We start from the raw sequence: 21,168 nt of genomic DNA, 5'->3' as shown, positions 1-21,168 counted from the left end.
CAGAACCTTTCACTTTCAAAAGACGAGAAAATTGATGAAGCAGTCTACCGCCAACTGATCCACCGGGTGTAAGAACGTTGTGAATTCTTAGATCTCATTTTTTAAACACCTTGCAATTTTGCCTACGTCGGTGCCATTTATGTGTATTAGAGGAAACTTTCAAGCAGTGATACCCATTCCAATCCACAACAAAACAGTAACTTCATGCTTTTTTCATCATGTTGGAGCAAGTCGCATAAACTCAACAATTTCGAGATATCATCCCACGAAAGATTTTTCTGGTAACTCTCTATATTATATATAGTTAAGAGATCACTAATGTTTAAAACGATGCTAGATAACGCTTAAACATTCAGTAATATTCATTTAGCCCAAATGCCAACTCATGCTTTTTCCCTCTTTTCCTCTCTTCTCGCCTTATAAATGATCAGTATGTCTTAAGTGAGAGATGCCCTTTATTTCAAAGTCCAAATATCCACATTTATAGTAATGCCACTCAACCAAGCGCTCATTTTATAACCACAACAAGACGCGCATTAATCAACAGAGGGATAAAGGAATGTCAAACATCATCAATGGGACAAACGGTGACGATAGACTTCGAGGAACGACAGGCGTAGACACCATTTATGGCCACGACGGGAATGATTACATTCAAGGCGATGGCGATACGGATTTCATCTACGGCGGTGACGGCGACGATACGGTGATCGGCGGCGACGGAACAGATGAGGTACATGGCGATGCCGGCAACGATTGGGTTCGCGGCGGTTTCGATAACGACAACCTATTTGGTGATGATGGCGACGACCTTGTAGAAGGCGGCCTAGGTGATGACACCATCTCAGGTGGCAGCGGCGCAGATCGCCTTTTCGGTAACGAAGGCAGCGATACCCTATACGGCGGCACTGGCGACGACAAAATCCGCGCTGGCGATGATGATGATGTCGCGAATGGCGGCGAAGGTAACGACGTCATCTTCGGTGACGACGGCGACGATACCGTGAATGGCGACCAAGGCAACGATGTGCTTTGGGGCGGCGACGGCGGCGACACCATGCATGGTGGCGATGACAATGATTCCCTTTGGGGGCAAGAAGGCAATGATGTGCTCTACGGCGACAAGGGCGACGATACACTGCGCGGTGGCAACGGCAACGACCAATTAGATGGTGGTTATGATAACGACACCTTGTTTGGTGGCGCGGGTAATGATCGCCTGATTGGCGATGATGGAACCGATCCAAATGCAGGTTCAGGCAACAGTGGCGAAGATGGCGTTGTGCGCATTGAAGCCGCAGGCCCAGCGACAGAAGGTGAAGCCAATAACGCCTGGAATACCACAACAATTACCATTGATAGCGTCCCTTACGTGGTATCAACCAGCTTTGGTTACAGCGGCACTACCATCATTTCGCGTGTAGAAACTGACGGCACACTGACTGAAACAGATCGCATCAGCTACAACAACAGCACAGGCGTGGTCACGTCCACGTCTGGTGGTGACATCACGTCACAAATTACCGATGCAGGCTTGTCTGTGGGTGCACTTGGTAATGGCCTCACACAATCGAACATGTCAGTGGTTGATGGCCAACCTACCCTGTTTTTAACCTCTCAAAACAGCGGCTCGATCACGACATGGCACATCTCTGAAGACGGTCAATTATCATTGGACGGCGGCTTATCAGCCTTCGGCGGCTCTCAAACATGGCTGCGTGGCGGCATCGTGCGAGAGAACGTGGTTTTCGAAGCCGACGACGGCTCGGAATACATTTACGCGACCCGTTCACAAAATGACCGCATCGATATTCTGACCTACGACCCAGCAACAGGCAAAATCGCAGAGACAGGGACATCTGTTGCGGCGGGCGATTGGGTGTCTGGCATTGATATCATCACCACGGACAGCGGCACTTACCTTGCTTCCAGCGCAAATGACAGCGTCAACATTTACGCCGTGGATTCCGCAACGGGCAACCTTTCACTGGTTGATACAGAATCCGTCAAAGCAGGCGGCGGCAACTCTGTAAACTTCTACCAAACCGCAGACGGCACGACCTACGCCATTTCATCAAGCAACGGCAGCGACCAAGCATCCCTGTTTGAAGTAGGCGCTAACGGCTCTCTCACTTTGACCGACACCGTTGATGGCGGCGGTGCGTACATGTCTTCTGCGGGTTACGTGGAAGGCGAACCTGTATTCGTCATGCCAAATGCGACAGAAGGTGTTGATCTCTACACCATCGCCGAAGACGGCACGCTGGTTCTGCGCTCCACCATTACTGACATGGAAAACGATCAAACGCCTCCTGTCATCGTTCAAACCGAAAACGGCAAATACTTCTTGGTCGATGGAGACGGCAATGCGTCCACTGTCGAACTCGCAACGGGCTTCGTCCACGGCAATGCGTTTAATGATAGGTTGTTCGGCGAAGAAGGCGATGACTACCTTGATGGCGGAAACGGTGACGACTTACTGAAAGGCGGCGCAGATAACGACGAGCTTCATGGCGGTGATGGCAACGACCACCTTGTGGGCGACGATGGCACGTCATCAAACCTGTTGCTCGGTGCGAGCAACAACGCCGTCACGAACGGCACTAACTCAAGCTGGAACACCACAACGGTCGACGTTGACGGTGTGCCATACGTAATTTCTACCAGCTTCGGTTACAGCGGCACAACCATCATCTCACGCGTTGAAAATGATGGAACACTCACCGAAACCGACCGCATCAGTTACAACAACAGCACGGGTACGGTGACCTCAACATCGGGCGGCGACATCACGTCTCAATTTGCAGATGCTGGCTTATCTGTCGGTGCAATGGGTAACGGTTTAACCCAATCCAATGTGTCTAACATTGATGGACAAGAAACCCTGTTTGTCACCTCGCAAAACAGCGGCTCCATCACCACTTGGCATATCTCCGAAGACGGTCAGTTGTCATTGAATGGCGGACTTTCCTACTTTGGCGGTTCGCAAACCGGCCTACGTGGCGGTATCGTTCGCGAAAACGTCGCCTATGAAGCGAACGATGGCACAGAGTACATCTACGCCACGCGCGCACAGAACGACCGCATCGACATCCTGACCTATGATCCCGAGACAGGAAAAATCGCAGAAACAGGCACGTCCATCGCAGCCGGTGATGTCGTTTCAGGCATCGACATTGTCACCACTGACAGCGGCACCTTCGTCGTCTCTAGTGGCAATGATAGTGTGAACACCTATGCCGTCAGCAGTGCCACAGGCAACCTCACTTTGGTGGATTCTCAATCTGTTAAAGCAGGCGGCGGGAACTCGGCAAACTTCTATGAAAAAGCGGACGGAACAACCTATGTGATTGCATCAAGCAATGGCAGCGATCAGGCGTCACTCTTTGAATTGGGAGCTGATGGTTCAATGACACTGACCGACACGGTTGATGGCGCGGGTGCTTACATGTCCTCCGCTGGCTACGTGGATGGTGAACCCGTATTCGTGATGCCAAATGCCACGGCAGGTGTTGATCTGTATACCATTGGTGAAGATGGCACCTTCGTATTCCAACTGAATGTCACAGGTATTCAGAATGATCAAACACCACCTGTGATTGTTCAAACGGAAGACGGCAGCTACTTCTTGGTCGATGCCGACGGCGCAACCGCAAGTGTAGAGCTGTTCTTCAACTACGACACTGACAGCCTTGAAGGCGCAACCAACAACGATGCACTTTACGGGGAAGACGGCGACGATTTGCTGGAAGGTAACCAAGGCGATGATATGCTGAATGGCGGTGAAGGCAACGATACCTTGCTCGGCGGAAACGGAAATGATTTCCTCACTGGCGGCACAGGAAATGACACACTAACCGGCGGCAAGAATGACGATATCTTCTACTTTGACAGCGAATCAGGTAAAGACATCATCACTGATTTTAATGCACGCCAAGACACCATTGAAATCGATAGTTCACTCGCGAATGACTACGCCCTGCTTTCATTCACACAAAGTGGTGCAGACACTGTGATATCCGTTAACGATGGTGCAGCAACCATCACGCTCGAGAACATCTCGGCGGATACCCTGAATGAAGACTTGTTCGATTTCACCTAATTGAACTGCGTTTCACACAACGTAAAACGGCCCTGATGGGCCGTTTTTTCGTTTAACTCACAGAAGGCATCCAAGCTTAAGTAATAATCAAACCTTCCTTATAGAAGGGGCTGCTCCAATGCCATGCAGATAAGACTTAACACACACCTTGTGCCAACATCGCATCCGCCACCTTCACAAACCCAGCGATGTTCGCACCGAGTTCGTAGTTCACCTTTCCTGACTCATCACGGCCATATTCCACGCAGGTATCGTGAATTCGACGCATGATGTCTTGCAAGCGCTGATCAACTTCCTCACGACTCCAACCCAAACGAAGCGCGTTTTGGCTCATTTCTAGACCTGAGGTTGCTACACCGCCTGCGTTGGCTGCTTTGCCAGGCGCATAGAGAATACCGACATTGTTGAACACAGCAACAGCATCAGCCGTACTTGGCATGTTCGCGCCCTCGGCAACCAGCTGAACGCCGTTTCCAGCCAACATTTCAGCGTCATTAACCGTGAGTTCATTCTGCGTTGCACAGGGCAGCGCGATATCCATTTCGTATTGCCAAGGCTTCGCGCCCTCAGCGTAAGTCAGCCCCATTTTAAGTGCGTAATCTGCAACGCGACCACGTTTTACATTTTTAATGTCCATCAGAATTGAAAGCTTTTCGGGCGTAAAGCCTTCAGGGTCATAAACGGTGCCACATGAATCGGATGCAGTGATCACTTTGCCGCCCATTTCCATCGCTTTCTCAATGGCAAATTGTGCAACGTTCCCCGATCCCGACACACCTACACGCTTCCCAACCAATGTTTGTCTTTTTTCCTTCAACATCGCTTCAACAAAGTAAAGCAGGCCATAGCCTGTGGCTTCTGGGCGGATCAAGCTGCCACCAAAAGACAAACCTTTTCCGGTAAATACGCATTCGGCACTGTTAGACAGCTTCTTCATCATGCCCGTCATGAAGCCCACTTCTCGCGCTCCCACGCCGATATCGCCCGCAGGAACGTCCGTATCAGCGCCTAAATGACGGTGCAGTTCAAGCATCAGCGCCTGACAAAAACGCATGATCTCGTTGTCACTTCTGCCTTTCGGATCAAAATCACTGCCCCCTTTACCACCGCCCATTGGTAAGGTTGTTAACGCGTTTTTAAACGTCTGCTCAAAGGCCAAAAACTTGAGTACTGAAGAATTGACCGAAGGATGAAAACGCATCCCTCCTTTGTATGGACCAATCGCAGAGTTATGTTGAACACGAAACGCTCGGTTAACGTTCACTTTGCCGTTATCGTCGACCCAACTCACGCGAAATTGAATTAAACGTTCCGGCTCAACCAAACGCTCAAGGATCCCCGCTTCAATGTATTTAGGGTTCTTTTCAACGAAGGGCCATATGGAGGTTATTACTTCTGTCACCGCCTGAAGGTACTCAGGCTGGTTGGGGTTATTTTTAGCAACACGCGACAAAAACGCGTCTTTAAGCATCACTTCTGTCATCACGAACTCCGTCTCTGTAAGTCAAACTTCCCTATGAATAGATATGCATCTATATGGGTATATTTTATTCCATCGACGGTTATATCAGGTTCACCACCCACGCTATAAATAAGAAGCGATGGTTTTTAATCACACATCAAAATCCGAGATTAAAATATTTTGTTTTGTTTATTTGGACTTAGGAGTAATGTAAATCGGTAGAGTCACATATCTCAAAAAACAGCGCATTAGACGTGTCTTAAGGTGCCTTAGCAATGCTTACGACGAGATGCAATTCACGCCCTTCAACTTTGAAGAAAAAAGTAAAAGGGAAGTGATAAAAACGGCTGTATCAGACTCACCACATATCCTTATTAGGATCATTCTCTTCCGCCCATGCAGCATCTTCTCTGGCTGCTAAATACAACTGTAAGCCGTTGTAGGATGCGAAAGCACCTGCGCCGCCGAGGTACTGGAAGTCATCAAAGTAGTCATCTTCTAGTAGGCAAAGTGCTGATAGCGTGTGTGCGCCTCTATCCATCGCCCATTGAATGGCGAACGTGGGTGCAGTAGCGCCTGATACGGAGACATCGACAATGGCATGATCTTGGGCGTTCATTGCCAACCGTTCGCGCTCGGCTTCGCGGTCTTCTACTTCCTGAACGGCGATGTCATCAATGATTTGCGTGCGCCTTGACGGGGAAATGCGTTTATTCAGCTTGGCGATTTTCAGGGCGTAACCGAAGCGTGCTGGTGTGACAATGTCCACCACTTGCGTCAGCAGATCTCTGTCCACATCACTCGCGTTGACAAAGAATTCGATACACGCAGCAAGCGAGGCGTAGTGCGTGCCATCAAATTCAAAACTGCTCGTGTCATCGATAGCATAAAATGGCAAACCATCGACGATCAGCGGCCAGCCTTCGTAAGCGATTCGCTGCTTGGCGATTTCATACATCTGCCACGCACTTTCACCGAATCCACCCAATATCGAGCCTGAAAACTCACTGTCTTCTAGCTCTTCCTTCGTCCAGTTTTCACCAACAGCGAGGTGTTTGGTGTATTTGGTCATCAGCTTTTGTTTGATATGGGCGCGTAATTGCCAAATGGATTTGATGTCACGAGGGTATGAGATTGCCTCACACTCTTTGCATGCGGGGATCGCCAACAGCGCATGTTCTACGTTCTTGTTAGCACGACGTGGAAAGTTCAGCTCTCGAGAAGCAGGCTCACCACAAAACCAACAGGTATGGCGAAAGTTAAATGGGATATCTATCAATGTATGGGAGTCAGTTTGCATGGCGGCTTTATACTTGAACAGTTGGCTGCAGTTTACGTTGTAATCTTGCTAATGTATCTACTCACTCTAGAACAACGCCCGCTTCTTTTTCTGTCTTGGCGCAGGCTGACACCCAAAACCTTAGCTTTAAATACCACGAAAAAACGGCCGATAGCGGCCGTTTTTTGAATTCATAAAGGCGTTAAGCTCAGGGGGCTTCGCCCAGCCACAATACTATTTCAGCCTTTGATTTGGACATAGTTCATTGAATAATTTCACTGACATGTCGTAATTGTGCTGCCTTGCGATTTTTTGAGAGAAAAACAGCTGTGGCAATTCATACAACACCAATGCGATTAGCAAATAAACAACGGCATGCACACCCGCAAACAGCCCGATGATGCTGAAAACAAGAATCGAGAATTCGATAAAGAATATTGTGTATTTTCCTAGGTAGATGTGGTGAAAACCGCCGATAAAGAGCCAGTTCAACGAGGCATAGGTATCAGGGTCTTTAAGGTTCTCCCCTTGAGCCGCGTAGAACGTTTTTTTCTTTTCTACTGATAACGCATTAACGCGCTGTCGCAGCATTTCTTCACGCTGTTCTAACTCAGCCAAAGGCTCTAAAAGCTTCACTACGGCACCTCATCATGGATTTTTTCTACTAGGTCAGGTTTGTTGCAGCGCTTGATTCTCGACAGGCCAAGTCTCCACCCTTTCACCGCGCCATATTTCATGATGCACTGCTTCGTGTATTCAGAGCAGGTAGGGACGAAGTTGCATTCAATGTTGAGCAGCTTTTTTGATCCACCGCTCGCTTGGTAGCGATGGATCAATGTTAAAGAGATAAACTTTAACAATGTTAGCGACCTAAGGTCACGATCACAGCTTCTCGCTTCCAAAATAGCATAAATCTTTTTTGCTCAACGATCTGGAAAACAACCTGCCATCCATCCTGAGCATATTTATTAAGATCTGCTTCCATTTTTTGAATTGGTAGACCACTCGCACCCAATAAAAGTGTTCCGCAACCACCTTCAACAATATGCACAACTTTAAATTCCGTGAATTTTGTCATTTCTCATCCATTTTTTATAATATAAGCCAACTTATTGATACAGAGATCTTATGCATTCATTGACATAAATACTGAAAACTCTATTTCATCAAGTGAATAAATACAGCCCTAAATAAAGGTTGACAGCATACTAAATCACCCATATTCCGTTTACAATCTTTATACGTAACAATGATATAAATTAGCCATTGGTGATGAACCTGAAATAAACCATAATCTCTCTGCGCATTAGAGATGCATGATCCAGTGCATCATCGACTTTTTTCATTCAGCACAAATAATAAAATTGAAATACATTCATTCTTTAAATGTCAGGCAATAAAAATGCAGGACATGCCTGCATTTTTATTGCGTTAAGATTCTGTATTTACCCTTTCCACGCACCACACCATTCATCACGGGCTTCTTTATTCAAGAAGGTCCAGGCAACCACGCGGGTGATTTTCTGGCCCTGTGCCATTTCAATTGTGTGAATGTCCTTCGCTTTGACGGCTTTTAACGCTTGGTTAATCGCGGGCAGGTTTTCTTTTTTCGATACCATGGTGGTGAACCATAAGCACTGTGTTTTGAACGTGGCGCTTTGTTCGATCATTCGTTTGATAAACGCCGCTTCTCCGCCTGGACACCACAACTCTGCGTTTTGACCGCCAAAATTCAGTTCAGGTTTGGCTTTCTGATGTGGCGCGTTACCCGCTTTTTTTCCGAACGATTGAACGTTGAATTTGTCGGACCCTTTTTTCTTCGCATTTGCAGCAAGGTTGCGCACTTTGCGCTCAGATCCTTTCGTCGCGTCTTCCATTGAGGCATGGAATGGCGGATTACACATGGTGAAGTCGAAACGCTCATTGGCGTTGATCATGCCAGCAAAAATGTTGTCCGCGTCTTTTTGTAAACGGCACTGAATACCGCCTTTCAAGGATGGGTTTGCCCCCACCAGCAAGGTCGCACTTTTCACCGAAACCGGATCGATGTCTGCGCCAACAAATTGCCAGCCGTACACACGGTGTCCCACCATAGGGTAAACGCAGTTTGCGCCCATGCCGATATCCAGCCCTTTCACCTTTTTGCCGCGAGGGATTTCACCATCGGCAGTGTCTGCAAGCAGATCCGCAAGGTAGTGCAGGTAATCCGCGCGCCCTGGGATCGGTGGGCACAAGTAGCCTTTTGGAATGTCCCAAAACTCAACCTGATAAAAATGATGCAGCAATGCTTTGTTCAGCGTTTTCACTGCATCTGGGTTGGAGAAATCAACAGACAAGTCACCGAATGGATTTTTCTTCACAAACGGCACCAACGCAGGGGTGCTTTTCATTAGGGCAGGAAAATCATAACGGGCACGATGCGGGTTACGTGGGTGCAAACCTTTCTTCTGTTGAGGGCTATTTTTACTTGGCTTTACCATGTTGAAATCCAGTTGCAGCTTGGTCTGGGAAACGCAGGGCTGGCATTCTACGCATTCACGCAGCCGCGTGACAGCGATAAATCACGCAAGGACGGACTATTTCCTCCAACACGCATCTAGGGTCTTGGAAAAGGCATCGCTAAGGGATACCCCCGTAACGTGAGACATGGTGACTCTCCTTAAACATGATCATTCATCTGTTTTTTCGACATCGCTGTCTTTATTAAACCACTGAACCAGCTTTTCATTAGCCTTGTCAGTGTGCTCAGATTTCACATGCATCACTACGGCGGCAGCGGCGGCGACCAGCACGCCTAAATCATCAGAAAACCCAACGACAGGCGTGAGATCAGGGATCGCATCAATCGGCGTGATGAAATAACCCAAAGAAGCAAAGATGGTAGTTTTCGCCCACTTTGGCGTGTCGTCATCCGTCGCTGAATAATAAAGCTTCAACGCCTTTTCAAGCACGTCGTACCCAGCCTTTTGTGCAAAGCCTTTCACCTTGCTCCAGAAGCCCGCGTCAGAATATTCGTCTAGGTATTTATTGTCACTCATGCGCTTTACCTCCATGCCTCGTGCTGTCAATGACTGTACTGGCAAATGCTATAATTCGCCATGAAAGAGGATGAGAACTTATTCACATTCAGCAACTTTGAGAAAATTGGCCGAGTCCGCAACTGGTATAGTTGTCCCATTCAACCATCGCAAAACGGAGCTTTCGTGACAGGCATCGAGACATCGAAGTGGAGCTATATCCCTCACGACAAGAGAAATCGAACTACCGTCTCCGCAAAAGGAAGTGGAGTGCGTCAATGTTAAAGTGGTACATGGTGCGCAGGTGGATAACCTCGCAGTTTCAGCGATTGAGTGGCAAACATGTTGCCATGGCGGTACTCGCCTATGCGGTACTGAGTTGGGTAATGCTGACGCTTGCGGGCGAAAAAGCACTCACCACACCTTTCGTGGATTTTATTTATTATTTGTTCGTCACCGCCTCAACGGTCGGGTATGGCGATATGTCCCCTACCACGGTAGCGGGAAAATGGGTGGTCGCACTGTTTGTGATCCCTATTGGTCTCGGTATTTTTGCTATCGCAGTGGGTCGATTAGCAGGGGTTGCAATCAATTATTGGCGTCGCGGTTTATTAGGTAAAAGGAGTGTTGACGTGTCAGGACACATTTTGATTTTGGGTTGGAATGAGCATCGTACGCTGCATCTCATTGACATGTTGCTTCATGAAGAAAAAGACGGCCGCCCTATCGTACTTTGTGTGCGCCCTGAAATGGAAAACCCGCTGCCAAAAGAAATAGAGTTTGTGCGCACCACAAGTTTTACAGACGAAGCCAGCATGGCGCGCGCGGGTGTGAAAGATGCCGATTGCATCATCATCGATAACCCAGAAGATGACATTACGTTCTCTGCGGCACTCTTTTGCGCCAGCAAGAACCCTGATGTGCACATTCTTGCTTACTTCCAAGATGAAGTGTTGAGTAATTTGCTGAAATCTCACTGCCCAAATGCCGAATGTGTGCCTTCTGTGTCGGTAGAAATGATGGCGAAAGCGGCCGTCGATCCGGGTTCTTCAGAGCTTCACCATGAGCTTTTGAACACGCGCAAAGGCATGACGCAATACGCGGTTGAGTACCCTGCCAATGCACAGCACACGACGGTAAATGCACTGTTCCTTCGCATGAAAACGGACTATGACGCCACCTTGATCGGGTTACGTCGCGACAGCGAAGTGATGCTAAATCCGGCGCTTGATTCAGACATCAAGCCGAATGATTTGTTGTTCTATATCGCCGATGAACGTATTGACGATTTCAAATGGGACTAGCGTTCACGCACTGACCAAACACGAATGAAAAAGGGGCTAAACAGCCCCTTTTGTTTTCTTTTACCCTTGAGTACACAGATACGATCTATCGCGTCACTTAGCTTTATTCTCTTTTCTTGTATCTCTTTTCTCTTTTCTCGTATCTCTTTTCTCGTATCTCTTTTCTCGTGTCTCGTATCTCGTATCTCGTATCTCGCTTCTATCTCATCACGAATAGAATTAGCCAATCTTCAATGACGCATGAAGCTGCCGTCTGAGCAAATATCCAAGTTCACGACCTTGCTTGCCTTTATGCGCGCCAAGTAAACCGCCAAATCGCGCACCGTCTTTTGCATCTTGATACACCAGATCAAACAAATTGTTTTCAAGCTGGGCGAGGTAATTACGTCGATTATCGCTGTCACACCAATTCAAGGCACGCTGGTTCAGCGGCACATTAAACAGCGTTAAACGTTTCTCGTCAGGCAGTCGCCCCACAACCTCATTCATCACTTTGAGCAAGTTATAAGGGCGCATGGTATCGCCTTTGCGTGAGAATTCTGCCGCATAAGAGACTGGCGTGATCTCAAGCTCTGCATCTCGCAACAAGCAATGGCGCAGCAACGACGCTGTGCTCTCTGGCCAAATTTCGACCTCATGCGAACGAGATTCATCCACGTAAGCCCACTCAAAGCTGTGGTGTGCAGAATCCACTTTATTCAGCATCACCAGCATGCGCTGTTCTGCCGATTCGCCAAGCGCGGGGGCAATCACTTTATTGATCAACTGATACCCATCATTCAGGTTTTGCTGCGCGGCATCCAACACCACGACCACTAAATCAATGAGAGGTTTTCCCGCTTCATCGTATTCACTCAACGTCGCCGCAAGTTGCATGGCCGACTGGGTGTCTTCTGTTCGGTAACCGGGGAAATCCCAAAGCACTAACTCACCAGATGAGAAACGCACGATCGCATCTTCATCCTCCGTCCCTGATGTTTCAAACTCTTCGGTCGCAAAAAGCGCTTTGATGGTGGCACTTTTGCCCACACCCGATGGTCCAGCAAACAGGATGTTTAACGGTTGGTCATTGAGTTGATGAAGGCGTAGTTGAAGGCTCGATTTCTTCCACTCATCAAGAATGGGAGATTGGCTGATATAGCGAGAAAGTTGGCGTGAAAAAGCGCTGTTATTTTCCATAGGATTATCCTCTATGGCTAGGAAGTGCGAGCAACGGTCTGCTCGCCTTCATTCAGGATCAGTTACACACTCGTGCCGAATTGTTTTCTCAATCCATCACTCACAATGTCACCAAGCGCGCGACCATGTCGACCTAAAAATGCACCGAGTTGGCCACCAAAACGATCGCCATCTCGCGCCCCTTTATGCAACGCGTCGAAACACAGGTTTTCGATTGATTGCATGTAAATCTTTCTTTCATCGTGGTAACGCCATGTTTCATCACCTTGTGACAACGGCTGATTCAACAGCATCAAGCGTTTTTCTTGCGGAAGCGCGACCATCAATCGCGTCATCAATTTAATCAGGTTATAAGAACGTACCGCTTCGCCTTTTTGCACCGCCACTGCGCTATAAGGTACAGGCGTAATGTGGATGCCCGCGTTCTCATGCAGGTGAAACCGAATCGCCGCTGACGTGCAGTCTAGCCACACTTCCGCATCGAGCGGCATCATCTCTTCAACGTCCTCACCGCGGATAGTTTGCGCGACCTTATCCGCTTTATTCATCAGCACAACCAAACGCTGCTCGGCATGTTCGCCCAACTTAGCGATTAAGGTTCTTTGAATATCCAAATAGGCGTTATCAATATTGGCGCTGCTTGCGTCCAATACCACCAGGACTAAATCGACCAACGGCAACCCTTTTGCCGTGGTTTCAGAAAGGAGTGCACTGATTTCACAATCCGTTTGCTCTGGCTTATCACTCTCACTCGGCAGTAAACCTTCCCAGCAGGTCAATTGATTCAATTCATGACGAACAAGCTGAGATGACGACTGAATCGCCTCATGATCCCAATCGTGTTGACCAAATAGCTGCGTTAACGTAGACGTTTTCCCCACGCCTTTCGACCCAACGACGAGTATATTTAACGAAGATTGAGATAAAGCGGTAAGGCGATCAGTCAACGAAGATTTGAACGCATCATCCATGTGTGCGTTGCTAGAAATTCGCGTGCGAACATCTTCAAAGAATGAAAGAGGTTGTTTCTGGCTTTTCCATGAAGCATTTGATGCATCGACTACGCACATCGTTTTAAACACTTGATTATCCACCTTCATCTCAAATTGGTCTGGTAACATAAGGCAGGTTCTCCTCTTGGCTAGAATCACAACTGAACCCACGATCAATATATGCACGAAAGCACGTAGCAACGTGTCTCGGAATTGAAACCAGAGAGAAACTCATACTTTCGTTTTAACACTCCCTGTTTCATAAAAAAGAAAATTCAACTAGGTTAAATGGTATGGAGCCGTAATTTATGCAGACCACATGGGTTAAAACCAATGTGCCTGCGCAAATTTGTGTACCTAAGTACATGTTTACCAACGACAAGGAGGATAGTGCTGATGTATTACTGCAACCTGTGCAGCGATCATTCTGACAGCGCTTTGCTGTCACACTGGTACAACAATGACATCCAACTCGCCTACGATTTCCCTCGCGTTTGATCCTGTTTGACGCCTTCGCGTCACCTTCACATTTTTAATTTTCTCGTTCACAGGGCATTCAGCGCTTTCTTTCGCGATCTTTTCGTTTTCTGTTGAAACAAACGAGTCGCCGTAAAAGCCTTCTCTTGTGATCGACACGCCCAATGCCACACGCGCTCAGATCTGCTCTACACGAAACGAGGAGCAGCCAAGGACGTGGCATTGCGCGAAAAATAGGATCAAAACCATGAAACGATTACCAGAACCTTTCCGCATCAAGATGGTTGAACCCATCAAAATGACCACGCCGGAATACCGTGCAAACGCGCTGCGAGAGGCGGGATTGAACCCTTTCTTGCTGCGCAGCGAAGATGTCTACATTGATTTGCTGACCGATTCAGGTACAGGTGCCATGAGCGACAATCAATGGGCGGGCATGATGATGGGGGATGAGTCTTACGCCGGTAGCCGAAACTATTACCACCTCTGCGATGCGGTTGAGCATTTCTTTGGTTACAAGCTCACTGTACCAACACACCAAGGTCGCGGTGCTGAGCAGATTTTGTTTCCCTGCTTAATCGAGCGCATGCGCCAAGTACGCGGCGGCACCGATCCGGTGTTCATCTCGAATTACCACTTTGACACCACGGCAGGTCACGTTGAACTGAACGGCGGCATTCCCGTTAACGTGTTAACCGAGAAAGCCTTCGACACCAACACGTATGACGATTGGAAAGGCAACTTCGACCTCGACAAACTGCGCGAAAACATTACGCACTATGGAGCAGAAAACATCGCGGCGATCATCACGACAGTGACGTGTAACAGTTCAGGTGGTCAGCCGGTATCCATGGCAAACATGCGCGCGGTATATGAGATAGCCAAGGAAGCCGACATCCCCGTGGTGATTGATTCCGCGCGCTATTGCGAGAACGCATGGTTCATCAAACAGCGTGAAGCGGGCTATGAAAACGCCACGATCACCGAGATCATTCGCGAAATGTATTCGTACGGCGACATGCTCACCATGTCCGCAAAGAAAGACCCTCTCGTGAACATCGGCGGCTTATGCTGTGTGCGTGATCACGAGGAGTTGTTCCAAGCGGTACAAACTCGCTGTGTGCCGATGGAAGGGTTCGTCACCTATGGCGGCATGGCAGGCAGAGACATGGAAGCCCTCGCCCGCGGTCTGTATGAGGGCGCAGATGAAGACTACCTCAACTACCGTATCCGTCAGGTGGAGTACTTGGGCGAGCGTTTGCGAGAAGGCGGCATTCCCATTCAGTACCCTACGGGCGGACACGCGGTGTTTGTCGATGCCGGGAAAATGCTTCCCCACCTTCCTGGCGATCAATTCCCCGGCCATGTGCTTGCGAATGCGCTTTATGTGGAAGCGGGCATTCGCGCCGTCGAGATTGGTTCTTTACTGCTGGGTAGAGACCCCGCCACAGGTGAACAAAAAAACTCACCGATGGAATTAATGCGACTCACCATTCCACGACGGGTGTACACCAACGACCACATGGATTACATCGCCGACGCCCTGATTGCGTTGAAAGACAAAGCGTCATCGCTGAAAGGATTGACCTTCACCTATGAGCCAGCAGTATTGAGGCATTTCACGGCGAAGTTTAAAGAACACGAATAATCGTTATCGCTATGTTTCCTCTTCCTCTCACAAAGAGGAAGAGGACTTTTTAATGAGATACTTATAAGGATTAGGTCGCATTTTTTAAACCTCATAAAAACCCACCTCCAATACTCGTTGCTACACCCTGTTAACTTGTTTGTTGTTTGTGATGCAATGGTTAAAGGCAAGAGTGGGGTATCGCGTTCCACAGACACTCAATGCCGTTACTACGTCCAACTCTTTTCGTTAAAGGAATAACAATGAAAAAATTACTCGGTTTGGCTTTGATAGCAACACTTGGTCTTTCTGGCTGTGCATCAGTCCCCATGGTGTCTGATGCTGATACCAACGCAGCAAAAGAATTCAGAGCGCCCGCCTCTTCTGATAATGCGGGTATTTATGTTTATCGCATCGATTCTCCAGTCGGCGGCGCACTGAAAAAAGATGTCTTTATCAATGACGAATGTGTTGGTGAGACTGCGCCGGGCGTGTTCTTCTACCACGAGGTACTTGCAGGCCAAGGAACGAAAATTTCCACGGAATCAGAATTCTCTCCTAATGATCTTCTGATCGATACAGAACAAGGGAAACTGTACTTCGTTGAGCAATATATAAAAATGGGGGCATTTGTCGGTGGTGCTGGCGTAGAGTTAGCGGATGAAGAAACCGGAAAGGCTGAAGTATTAAAGCTGAACATGGCAGTTAAAGGTTTTTGCGCAGCGAAGTAACCTCCTAATTTCTATTATAAAGCCCGCCTTCGCGGGCTTTTTTCTGCGTTTAATCTCACTACATTTCACCGTCGGAAATTTTGCGGTGTGCTTCTTTTTCCGTCATTTCGCCAAAGAGCAACGCCATCATGGTTTGAATGCGCTTGTTGTCATTGCCAAACTTATCAAGGTTCGCGCTATAAGGCGCAACAAAGGTCACCTCTCCCACTTTTTCGTTCTGCTTGAAAGCTGTGATTTTTGCGTCTGCGATATAAGTCCGTAAATCCCAGCTCCAGCGAGAGATGTAATTCAAGGTTAAAGGCGCATCATCTTGGCCAATTGCTTGACGCACAACCTTGCAGTCTTTTCCTGAATCTCTGCACCAATCCAGCATGTTATCGAGAAAAACGGCGCGTGTGCGCTTGTGTTCCACAATCGTCACCTTGTCTTGCGGTATGTCCGTCGCAATAGGCATTACGGTGAATTTAGGCGCTGAACAGCCCGCCAAAACAAAACATGCGAATAAGATAACTAACCATTTCTTCATTGTTCGTCCTTGTTGGTCTCAACACATTCCGATGTTTAACGCGCATTGAATTATGGTCGTATGTTCAAAGAAGCAGGTGCATCAAAAGTTGTTCGTGGAGAAATCAGTGTTATATACCACTCAGATCGTTGGATTTTTCTTCGACTTTCGACCTTCTTTTCACATTCTCTCGACCATACTTTTGTTATGAGCAATATCCAGTACGTATTGATTTAAGTCGCTTTTCAGCAATGGGACGTACTTTACTCCCGTGTTCAGGCAGGATAGAAAACAGGAATTCGTGAGAGTGAAAGAATGAAAATTTTAGTGGTAGAAGACGAGCCACGTTTGGGTGAACAAATACTCGAAACGCTAGAAAAAAATGATTGGATGCCTGAGCTTTCTCAAGACGGCATTGATGCCCTCTATCGCGCAACGTCTGAGCCGTGGGATGCCATCGTGCTCGATCTCGGCTTGCCCAAAATAGACGGTTTAACCGTGCTTAAAAGCATTCGTGACGAGAACATCAACACGCCCGTGATTATTCTCAGTGCGCGCGATACCTTGTCACAACGCGTTGAAGGGCTAAACGCTGGCGCAGATGATTACCTCACCAAGCCTTTCGAAATGCTCGAACTCACCGCACGTTTGCGAGCACACCTTAGACGCGCTTCAGGCAGCGCCTCCCCGACGTTGCAACTGGGCAATCTAAGTTTAGATACCCGTACCTCTACCGTTCTTTGGCATGGCGAAGCCGTTAGCCTGACGGCATTGGAATACAAAGTTATCGCGCATTTCATGCACAACCCCGAAAAAATGATCTCCAAAACCGAGCTCACCGAACACATCTACAAGCAGGATTTTGAGCGTGATTCGAACACGGTTGAAGTGTTCATCGGCCGCATAAGAAAGAAAATATCGCCCGACATCATCAAGACAGTTCGCGGCTTGGGGTATCAATTTAATGCGCAGTAGAGTCAGTTACATTGGAAAACTGAGCTTAAAAAGTCGCTTATTATTAGCCACTGTCATTTGGTTAACCGTGATGGTGTCCATCGCTGGCGTGGGCATTCCTGTGTTGGTGAACGACTATCTTGTTGATGCCACCAAAGAGCGCTTACAGCTTTCGATGACCGAGATTTCGACCAACTTACAGGTTGCTGAAGATCACACGCTAAGCCTCTCCCAACCGCTTTCAGATCCAAGATTCCAACAACGTTTTAGCGGTTTGTATTGGTCTATCAGTGCAGGCAGCCAACAGCTTCGCTCCCCTTCTCTCGCGGGCAAAGATTTCTATGAGGACGTGAAAGGCCCCCTCAAAGAAATACATGGCGCGCGCAAAGAAACCCTGATTACGATTTCGGATTCATGGCTACCTGACGGCAGCCAACATCCCGTTCAGGTTATGATCGGCATTGATGAAGATCCAACCGAAGATGTGCTTAAAAGCCTTACCAGTAAGTTATGGGTTATTTTGTCGATGCTGTTTATTGGCGTGTTGGTCCTTATCGGCTTACAAGTCGCGTGGTCGCTGTTGCCTTTAAACGACATGCAACGAGAATTGGTTGCGCTCAAAGAAGGAAAACAGGATGCGCTGAGCACCAATTATCCGCAGGAAGTGTCGCCTTTAGTGTCGGATTTGAACGCCTTGCTTTTTCATTATCATGAACTGCTTTCACGGGCGCGACACCACGCGGGGAATTTATCCCATGCGCTGAAAACGCCCTTATCAGTGCTGAAAAATGACATCTTGTCCCTCGACGAAGAAACACAGAAAAAGCTGTTGCCGTCTGTGGCGCAAATCCAAACCCAAATTGATTATCACTTGGGGCGCGCTCGGGTTGCGGGATCAATGAACATTTTGGCGGTGAAATCAAACCCCAGTGAGCGGGTCGAGGCCATCACCATGGCATTTGATAAAGTGTATGCTTCGCGGGAAATCATCGTGGTTAACGAGCTCGACGATGCATTGGATGTAGCGGTAGACCCGGCGGATCTTGACGAAATACTCGGAAACCTGCTGGAAAATGGCTACAAATGGGCCAAATCGCTCGTGCGTGTATACGCGGTTGATGCAGAAAAAGACACCGTCCAGTTGTGTATTGAAGACGATGGCGACGGCATTCCTACAGAAGAAATGGCGCATGTGCTCGAGCGCAGTGTGCGCTTGGATGAATCCGTTCCTGGCACAGGGTTGGGGTTAAACATTGTGAAGGAAATCGCCCACAGTTATCGCGGTAAACTCGACCTGTGTAACGGGCGCATGGGCGGATTGAAAGTGGTGTTAACCGTGAAGCGAGCACGCTAGTTTTCTCTCTATACCGTTACTATCTTCACGCCTACTCACGCTATGCGGGGTGACACTCAACGTTTTATCGTTCTGAGTGTCACCCCGTTAACGCCTGAAAAATCAATTGGCTTGATGCGTGAGCACGAGTTGAGGATCGTTCACCACCAGCACACGTCCATCGCTGTAATAATCATGGTCTTCATCAACTGCTAATGCAGACATGGCTTGGTAGTAATCTGTCGTCATGTCCGGTAGCTCGGTGTTAATCAAGGACGCGAGCTTGTCTCGCTCTGCATCTATGTTAGGGTCAATGCTATGTAATACGGTAATGATCCCCGAATACATGGTGAGCGTTAGTCCATCGTCATAACTGATTGCGCCCACCCACATCGGTTGATTCAACCTTTCATCGATTCCAGCTTGCCACCAACGAATATGCGCTCGCTTTAGCAAATCACCCGGCAGTTGGAATGCCATGTCTTGAGGACGACCATTCCAGAACAGATCAGACACAGGCGGTGTTTGCCCTTTCAGCAAATCCACATAGTCATTCCAATCAATGTCGTTGCGAGAAAAGGTCTGATTCTCTATCCATCCTAATGACGTCATCATGGTTCTTGGTGTTTCACCAACAAACAACACGTTAATGCCTTGTGCATCAAAGATCGGTGATTTCCCTGGGTATGCTTTGTAGTTCAACGACAAAGGCGTAACACTGGATGTTGGAGTCGCATCAACAAAGTTATCTGCGAACCAAAAATAGTGGCTGTAATTCACCGTCAGCATAGCGGCGAGGAAAAACACACTCACCTTAGGCAGCCATTTTTTCCAGCGATACACATACCCTACCCAAGCCAGAACGAGCGTTGCTGCCACGGCAATCAGACTGTATTTGTGTTCGGCCAACATCGTGATGAATGCTTCAATATACGGGTATTGCTCGACACCCGCGGCGAGTAAAAAACCCCAGAAGATAAACTGCCCAGCACCCAGTAATAAGCCAATGCTTGAGAAGATCGTAAATCGTGCCCAAGAGATTTTTTGTGAGCCCGCCATAAACGGAACAACCCACGCAACAGGGCCGAGCAAGCGAGAGAACATCAGCGCAGCCGTGCCTTTGGTTGCCATAAGGTGACGGCAACGCGCGAATGCACGGCGCGTTTTCGGTTGCCAGTGCATCAGTTTTTGTTGTGCTGGCTTACCAAACTTCCTGCCCGCGAAATAGCTTATTTGGTCTCCAAGAAAGCCGCCAAGCAACACCATGAACACACCCGATAAGATGCCATCGTAAAGCTGGTATCCTGCGGCCAGCAGAAACGGCTCTGCTGGCACAAACAGGTTAGGTCCAATCAGCGCATCGAAAAATGCCCCCAGAAACAGACCGAAAGACTCAAACATGATTGCCTCGAATTACCGTGTTTATGTTTGTGTGTGTTTCGCTAACAAATCCGTTCACGTTACTTTTGCTCGTGATAGTGGCCGAACTTGTATTCCATTTCGTTATTGCGCATTTCCCCAAAGAAGAATCGACGCACATTGGCTTTCACGTATGTCATGCCTGTTGCCATCATACCGTCTTGATCTAATCGGCGAGGGTCGAAATCGAACGTGGTGTTGATGAACCGAAAACGCGCATTTTTGCTAGCGCGACGCACATAGTCGCAGTCTTCACACAAGGTGATCCTTTCATCAAAGCCGTTCAGTTTTTCGTGCGCGCTGCGTGTTGAGAAAATGCAGGCACCGACAGCCGTTGGAAAGAAAAACTGGGTGGCAAACATGCCGCCGTTAAACGCTGCATAACACAGCTTTTGCACCATTGGGAGGTTGCTTGCACCCATGTAAACGCCAGCCACCTCAAGATCTTTATCGTTCAGTTGATTGACAGCTTTTGTTAGGAAGTCTGCAGACAAACGCACATCGGCATCCAAGAACAGTAGACGTTCGTTGTTGGCCAGTGACGCGCCGGTATTTCGACCAAGGCTGACACCACGGGTTTCCATGCGATGAACAGTTAAAGATGGCAAACTTTCGGCGTATGAACGGGCAACCTCGCGGGTGGCATCGTCGCTGTTCGAGTCCACCAAGATAACTTCAAAATCACGGTGGGTTTGCTGGCACAAGTCGTCCAGCAGACGGCCGATGCGTTTTTCTTCGTTGAGGGTAATGATGACAACGCTAATGGGTTCCATGTGTTTCTCCTTAC

At 48.2% G+C, this 21,168-nt stretch carries 19 protein-coding genes; 7 read left to right on the top strand and 12 right to left on the bottom strand.

All coding sequences use genetic code 11. The annotated features are described in order from the left end of the window. The first annotated feature begins 559 nt into the window (after positions 1-559). Entirely contained in the window at positions 560-4,102 is a 3,543-nt protein-coding gene (locus EQP46_RS17830) for a beta-propeller fold lactonase family protein (protein WP_129494936.1), read from the top strand. Between the two features lie 136 nt (positions 4,103-4,238). Here EQP46_RS17830 and gdhA read toward each other — a convergent pair whose 3' ends face one another. The 7 genes from gdhA to EQP46_RS17795 all read right to left on the bottom strand — a co-directional run bounded on the left by gdhA (position 4,239) and on the right by EQP46_RS17795 (position 9,881). Next, complete coding sequence (gene gdhA, locus EQP46_RS17825; RefSeq protein WP_129494935.1) at positions 4,239-5,585, bottom strand: NADP-specific glutamate dehydrogenase; 1,347 nt, start codon at positions 5,583-5,585, stop codon at positions 4,239-4,241. Between the two features lie 337 nt (positions 5,586-5,922). Next, complete coding sequence (locus EQP46_RS17820) at positions 5,923-6,864, bottom strand: hypothetical protein (RefSeq protein WP_129494934.1); 942 nt, start codon at positions 6,862-6,864, stop codon at positions 5,923-5,925. Positions 6,865-7,077: 213 nt separating this feature from the next. Further along, positions 7,078-7,479: a hypothetical protein gene (locus tag EQP46_RS17815; RefSeq protein ID WP_129494933.1), complete on the bottom strand. Its 402-nt coding sequence runs from the start codon at positions 7,477-7,479 to the stop codon at positions 7,078-7,080. After that, positions 7,479-7,679, bottom strand: coding sequence for a membrane protein insertion efficiency factor YidD (gene yidD / locus EQP46_RS17810; protein ID WP_240671763.1), 201 nt, complete (start codon positions 7,677-7,679; stop codon positions 7,479-7,481). Before yidD ends, EQP46_RS17815 begins: the two co-directional genes overlap by 1 nt. Before the next feature lie 26 nt (positions 7,680-7,705). After that, the gene (locus EQP46_RS17805; protein ID WP_017010393.1) at positions 7,706-7,921 is read right to left on the bottom strand and encodes a DUF4177 domain-containing protein; all 216 of its coding nucleotides are present in this window, start codon (positions 7,919-7,921) and stop codon (positions 7,706-7,708) included. A 367-nt stretch (positions 7,922-8,288) separates the two neighbouring features. Next, positions 8,289-9,323 (bottom strand): 23S rRNA (adenine(1618)-N(6))-methyltransferase RlmF, encoded by a 1,035-nt coding sequence (gene rlmF, locus EQP46_RS17800; protein WP_129494931.1) that lies wholly within the window; start codon positions 9,321-9,323, stop codon positions 8,289-8,291. Between the two features lie 189 nt (positions 9,324-9,512). After that, on the bottom strand, positions 9,513-9,881 hold the full coding sequence (locus EQP46_RS17795; RefSeq protein WP_129494930.1) for a YkvA family protein: 369 nt from the start codon (positions 9,879-9,881) through the stop codon (positions 9,513-9,515). A gap of 257 nt (positions 9,882-10,138) precedes the next feature. On the opposite strand from EQP46_RS17795, the gene EQP46_RS17790 reads away from it, so the two are divergent. Continuing rightward, positions 10,139-11,164 (top strand): ion channel, encoded by a 1,026-nt coding sequence (locus tag EQP46_RS17790; RefSeq protein ID WP_129494929.1) that lies wholly within the window; start codon positions 10,139-10,141, stop codon positions 11,162-11,164. Positions 11,165-11,383: 219 nt separating this feature from the next. Here the strand turns inward: EQP46_RS17790 and EQP46_RS17785 are convergent, their stop codons facing one another. Both EQP46_RS17785 and EQP46_RS17780 read right to left on the bottom strand, forming a co-directional pair. Continuing rightward, a complete protein-coding gene (locus EQP46_RS17785; RefSeq protein WP_129494928.1) occupies positions 11,384-12,343 on the bottom strand; it encodes a GTPase in 960 nt (319 codons plus the stop codon). 62 nt (positions 12,344-12,405) lie between these two features. Continuing rightward, complete coding sequence (locus EQP46_RS17780; RefSeq protein ID WP_129494927.1) at positions 12,406-13,464, bottom strand: hypothetical protein; 1,059 nt, start codon at positions 13,462-13,464, stop codon at positions 12,406-12,408. A 179-nt stretch (positions 13,465-13,643) separates the two neighbouring features. Here EQP46_RS17780 and EQP46_RS24560 point away from each other — a divergent pair, with 179 nt between their 5' ends. The 3 genes from EQP46_RS24560 (at position 13,644) to EQP46_RS17770 (ending at position 16,170) form a co-directional block, all read left to right on the top strand. Then, positions 13,644-13,766: a hypothetical protein gene (locus EQP46_RS24560; RefSeq protein ID WP_276320906.1), complete on the top strand. Its 123-nt coding sequence runs from the start codon at positions 13,644-13,646 to the stop codon at positions 13,764-13,766. Between the two features lie 293 nt (positions 13,767-14,059). Continuing rightward, positions 14,060-15,460 (top strand): tryptophanase, encoded by a 1,401-nt coding sequence (locus EQP46_RS17775; protein ID WP_129494926.1) that lies wholly within the window; start codon positions 14,060-14,062, stop codon positions 15,458-15,460. 242 nt (positions 15,461-15,702) lie between these two features. Beyond that, positions 15,703-16,170, top strand: coding sequence for a DUF2846 domain-containing protein (locus EQP46_RS17770; protein WP_129494925.1), 468 nt, complete (start codon positions 15,703-15,705; stop codon positions 16,168-16,170). Positions 16,171-16,228: 58 nt separating this feature from the next. Here EQP46_RS17770 and EQP46_RS17765 read toward each other — a convergent pair whose 3' ends face one another. Continuing rightward, positions 16,229-16,696, bottom strand: a complete 468-nt coding sequence (locus tag EQP46_RS17765) for an Sbal_3080 family lipoprotein (RefSeq protein ID WP_129494924.1) — start codon at positions 16,694-16,696, stop codon at positions 16,229-16,231. Between the two features lie 294 nt (positions 16,697-16,990). Between EQP46_RS17765 and EQP46_RS17760 the strand changes: the two genes are divergently transcribed. Beyond that, on the top strand, positions 16,991-17,650 hold the full coding sequence (locus EQP46_RS17760) for a response regulator transcription factor (protein ID WP_129494923.1): 660 nt from the start codon (positions 16,991-16,993) through the stop codon (positions 17,648-17,650). Beyond that, a complete protein-coding gene (locus EQP46_RS17755; protein WP_129494922.1) occupies positions 17,640-18,983 on the top strand; it encodes an ATP-binding protein in 1,344 nt (447 codons plus the stop codon). Before EQP46_RS17760 ends, EQP46_RS17755 begins: the two co-directional genes overlap by 11 nt. Before the next feature lie 102 nt (positions 18,984-19,085). On the opposite strand, the gene EQP46_RS17750 is transcribed toward EQP46_RS17755, so the two are convergent. Together EQP46_RS17750 and EQP46_RS17745 are read right to left on the bottom strand one after the other, a co-directional pair. Further along, the gene (locus tag EQP46_RS17750) at positions 19,086-20,363 is read right to left on the bottom strand and encodes an LssY C-terminal domain-containing protein (RefSeq protein WP_129494921.1); all 1,278 of its coding nucleotides are present in this window, start codon (positions 20,361-20,363) and stop codon (positions 19,086-19,088) included. 59 nt (positions 20,364-20,422) lie between these two features. After that, complete coding sequence (locus EQP46_RS17745) at positions 20,423-21,154, bottom strand: glycosyltransferase family 2 protein (protein ID WP_129494920.1); 732 nt, start codon at positions 21,152-21,154, stop codon at positions 20,423-20,425. Positions 21,155-21,168 lie beyond the last annotated feature (14 nt).

The organism is Enterovibrio baiacu (assembly GCF_004120195.1).
Lineage (GTDB): Bacteria > Pseudomonadota > Gammaproteobacteria > Enterobacterales > Vibrionaceae > Enterovibrio > Enterovibrio baiacui.
This window is presented reverse-complemented; position numbering and strand designations above follow the sequence as displayed.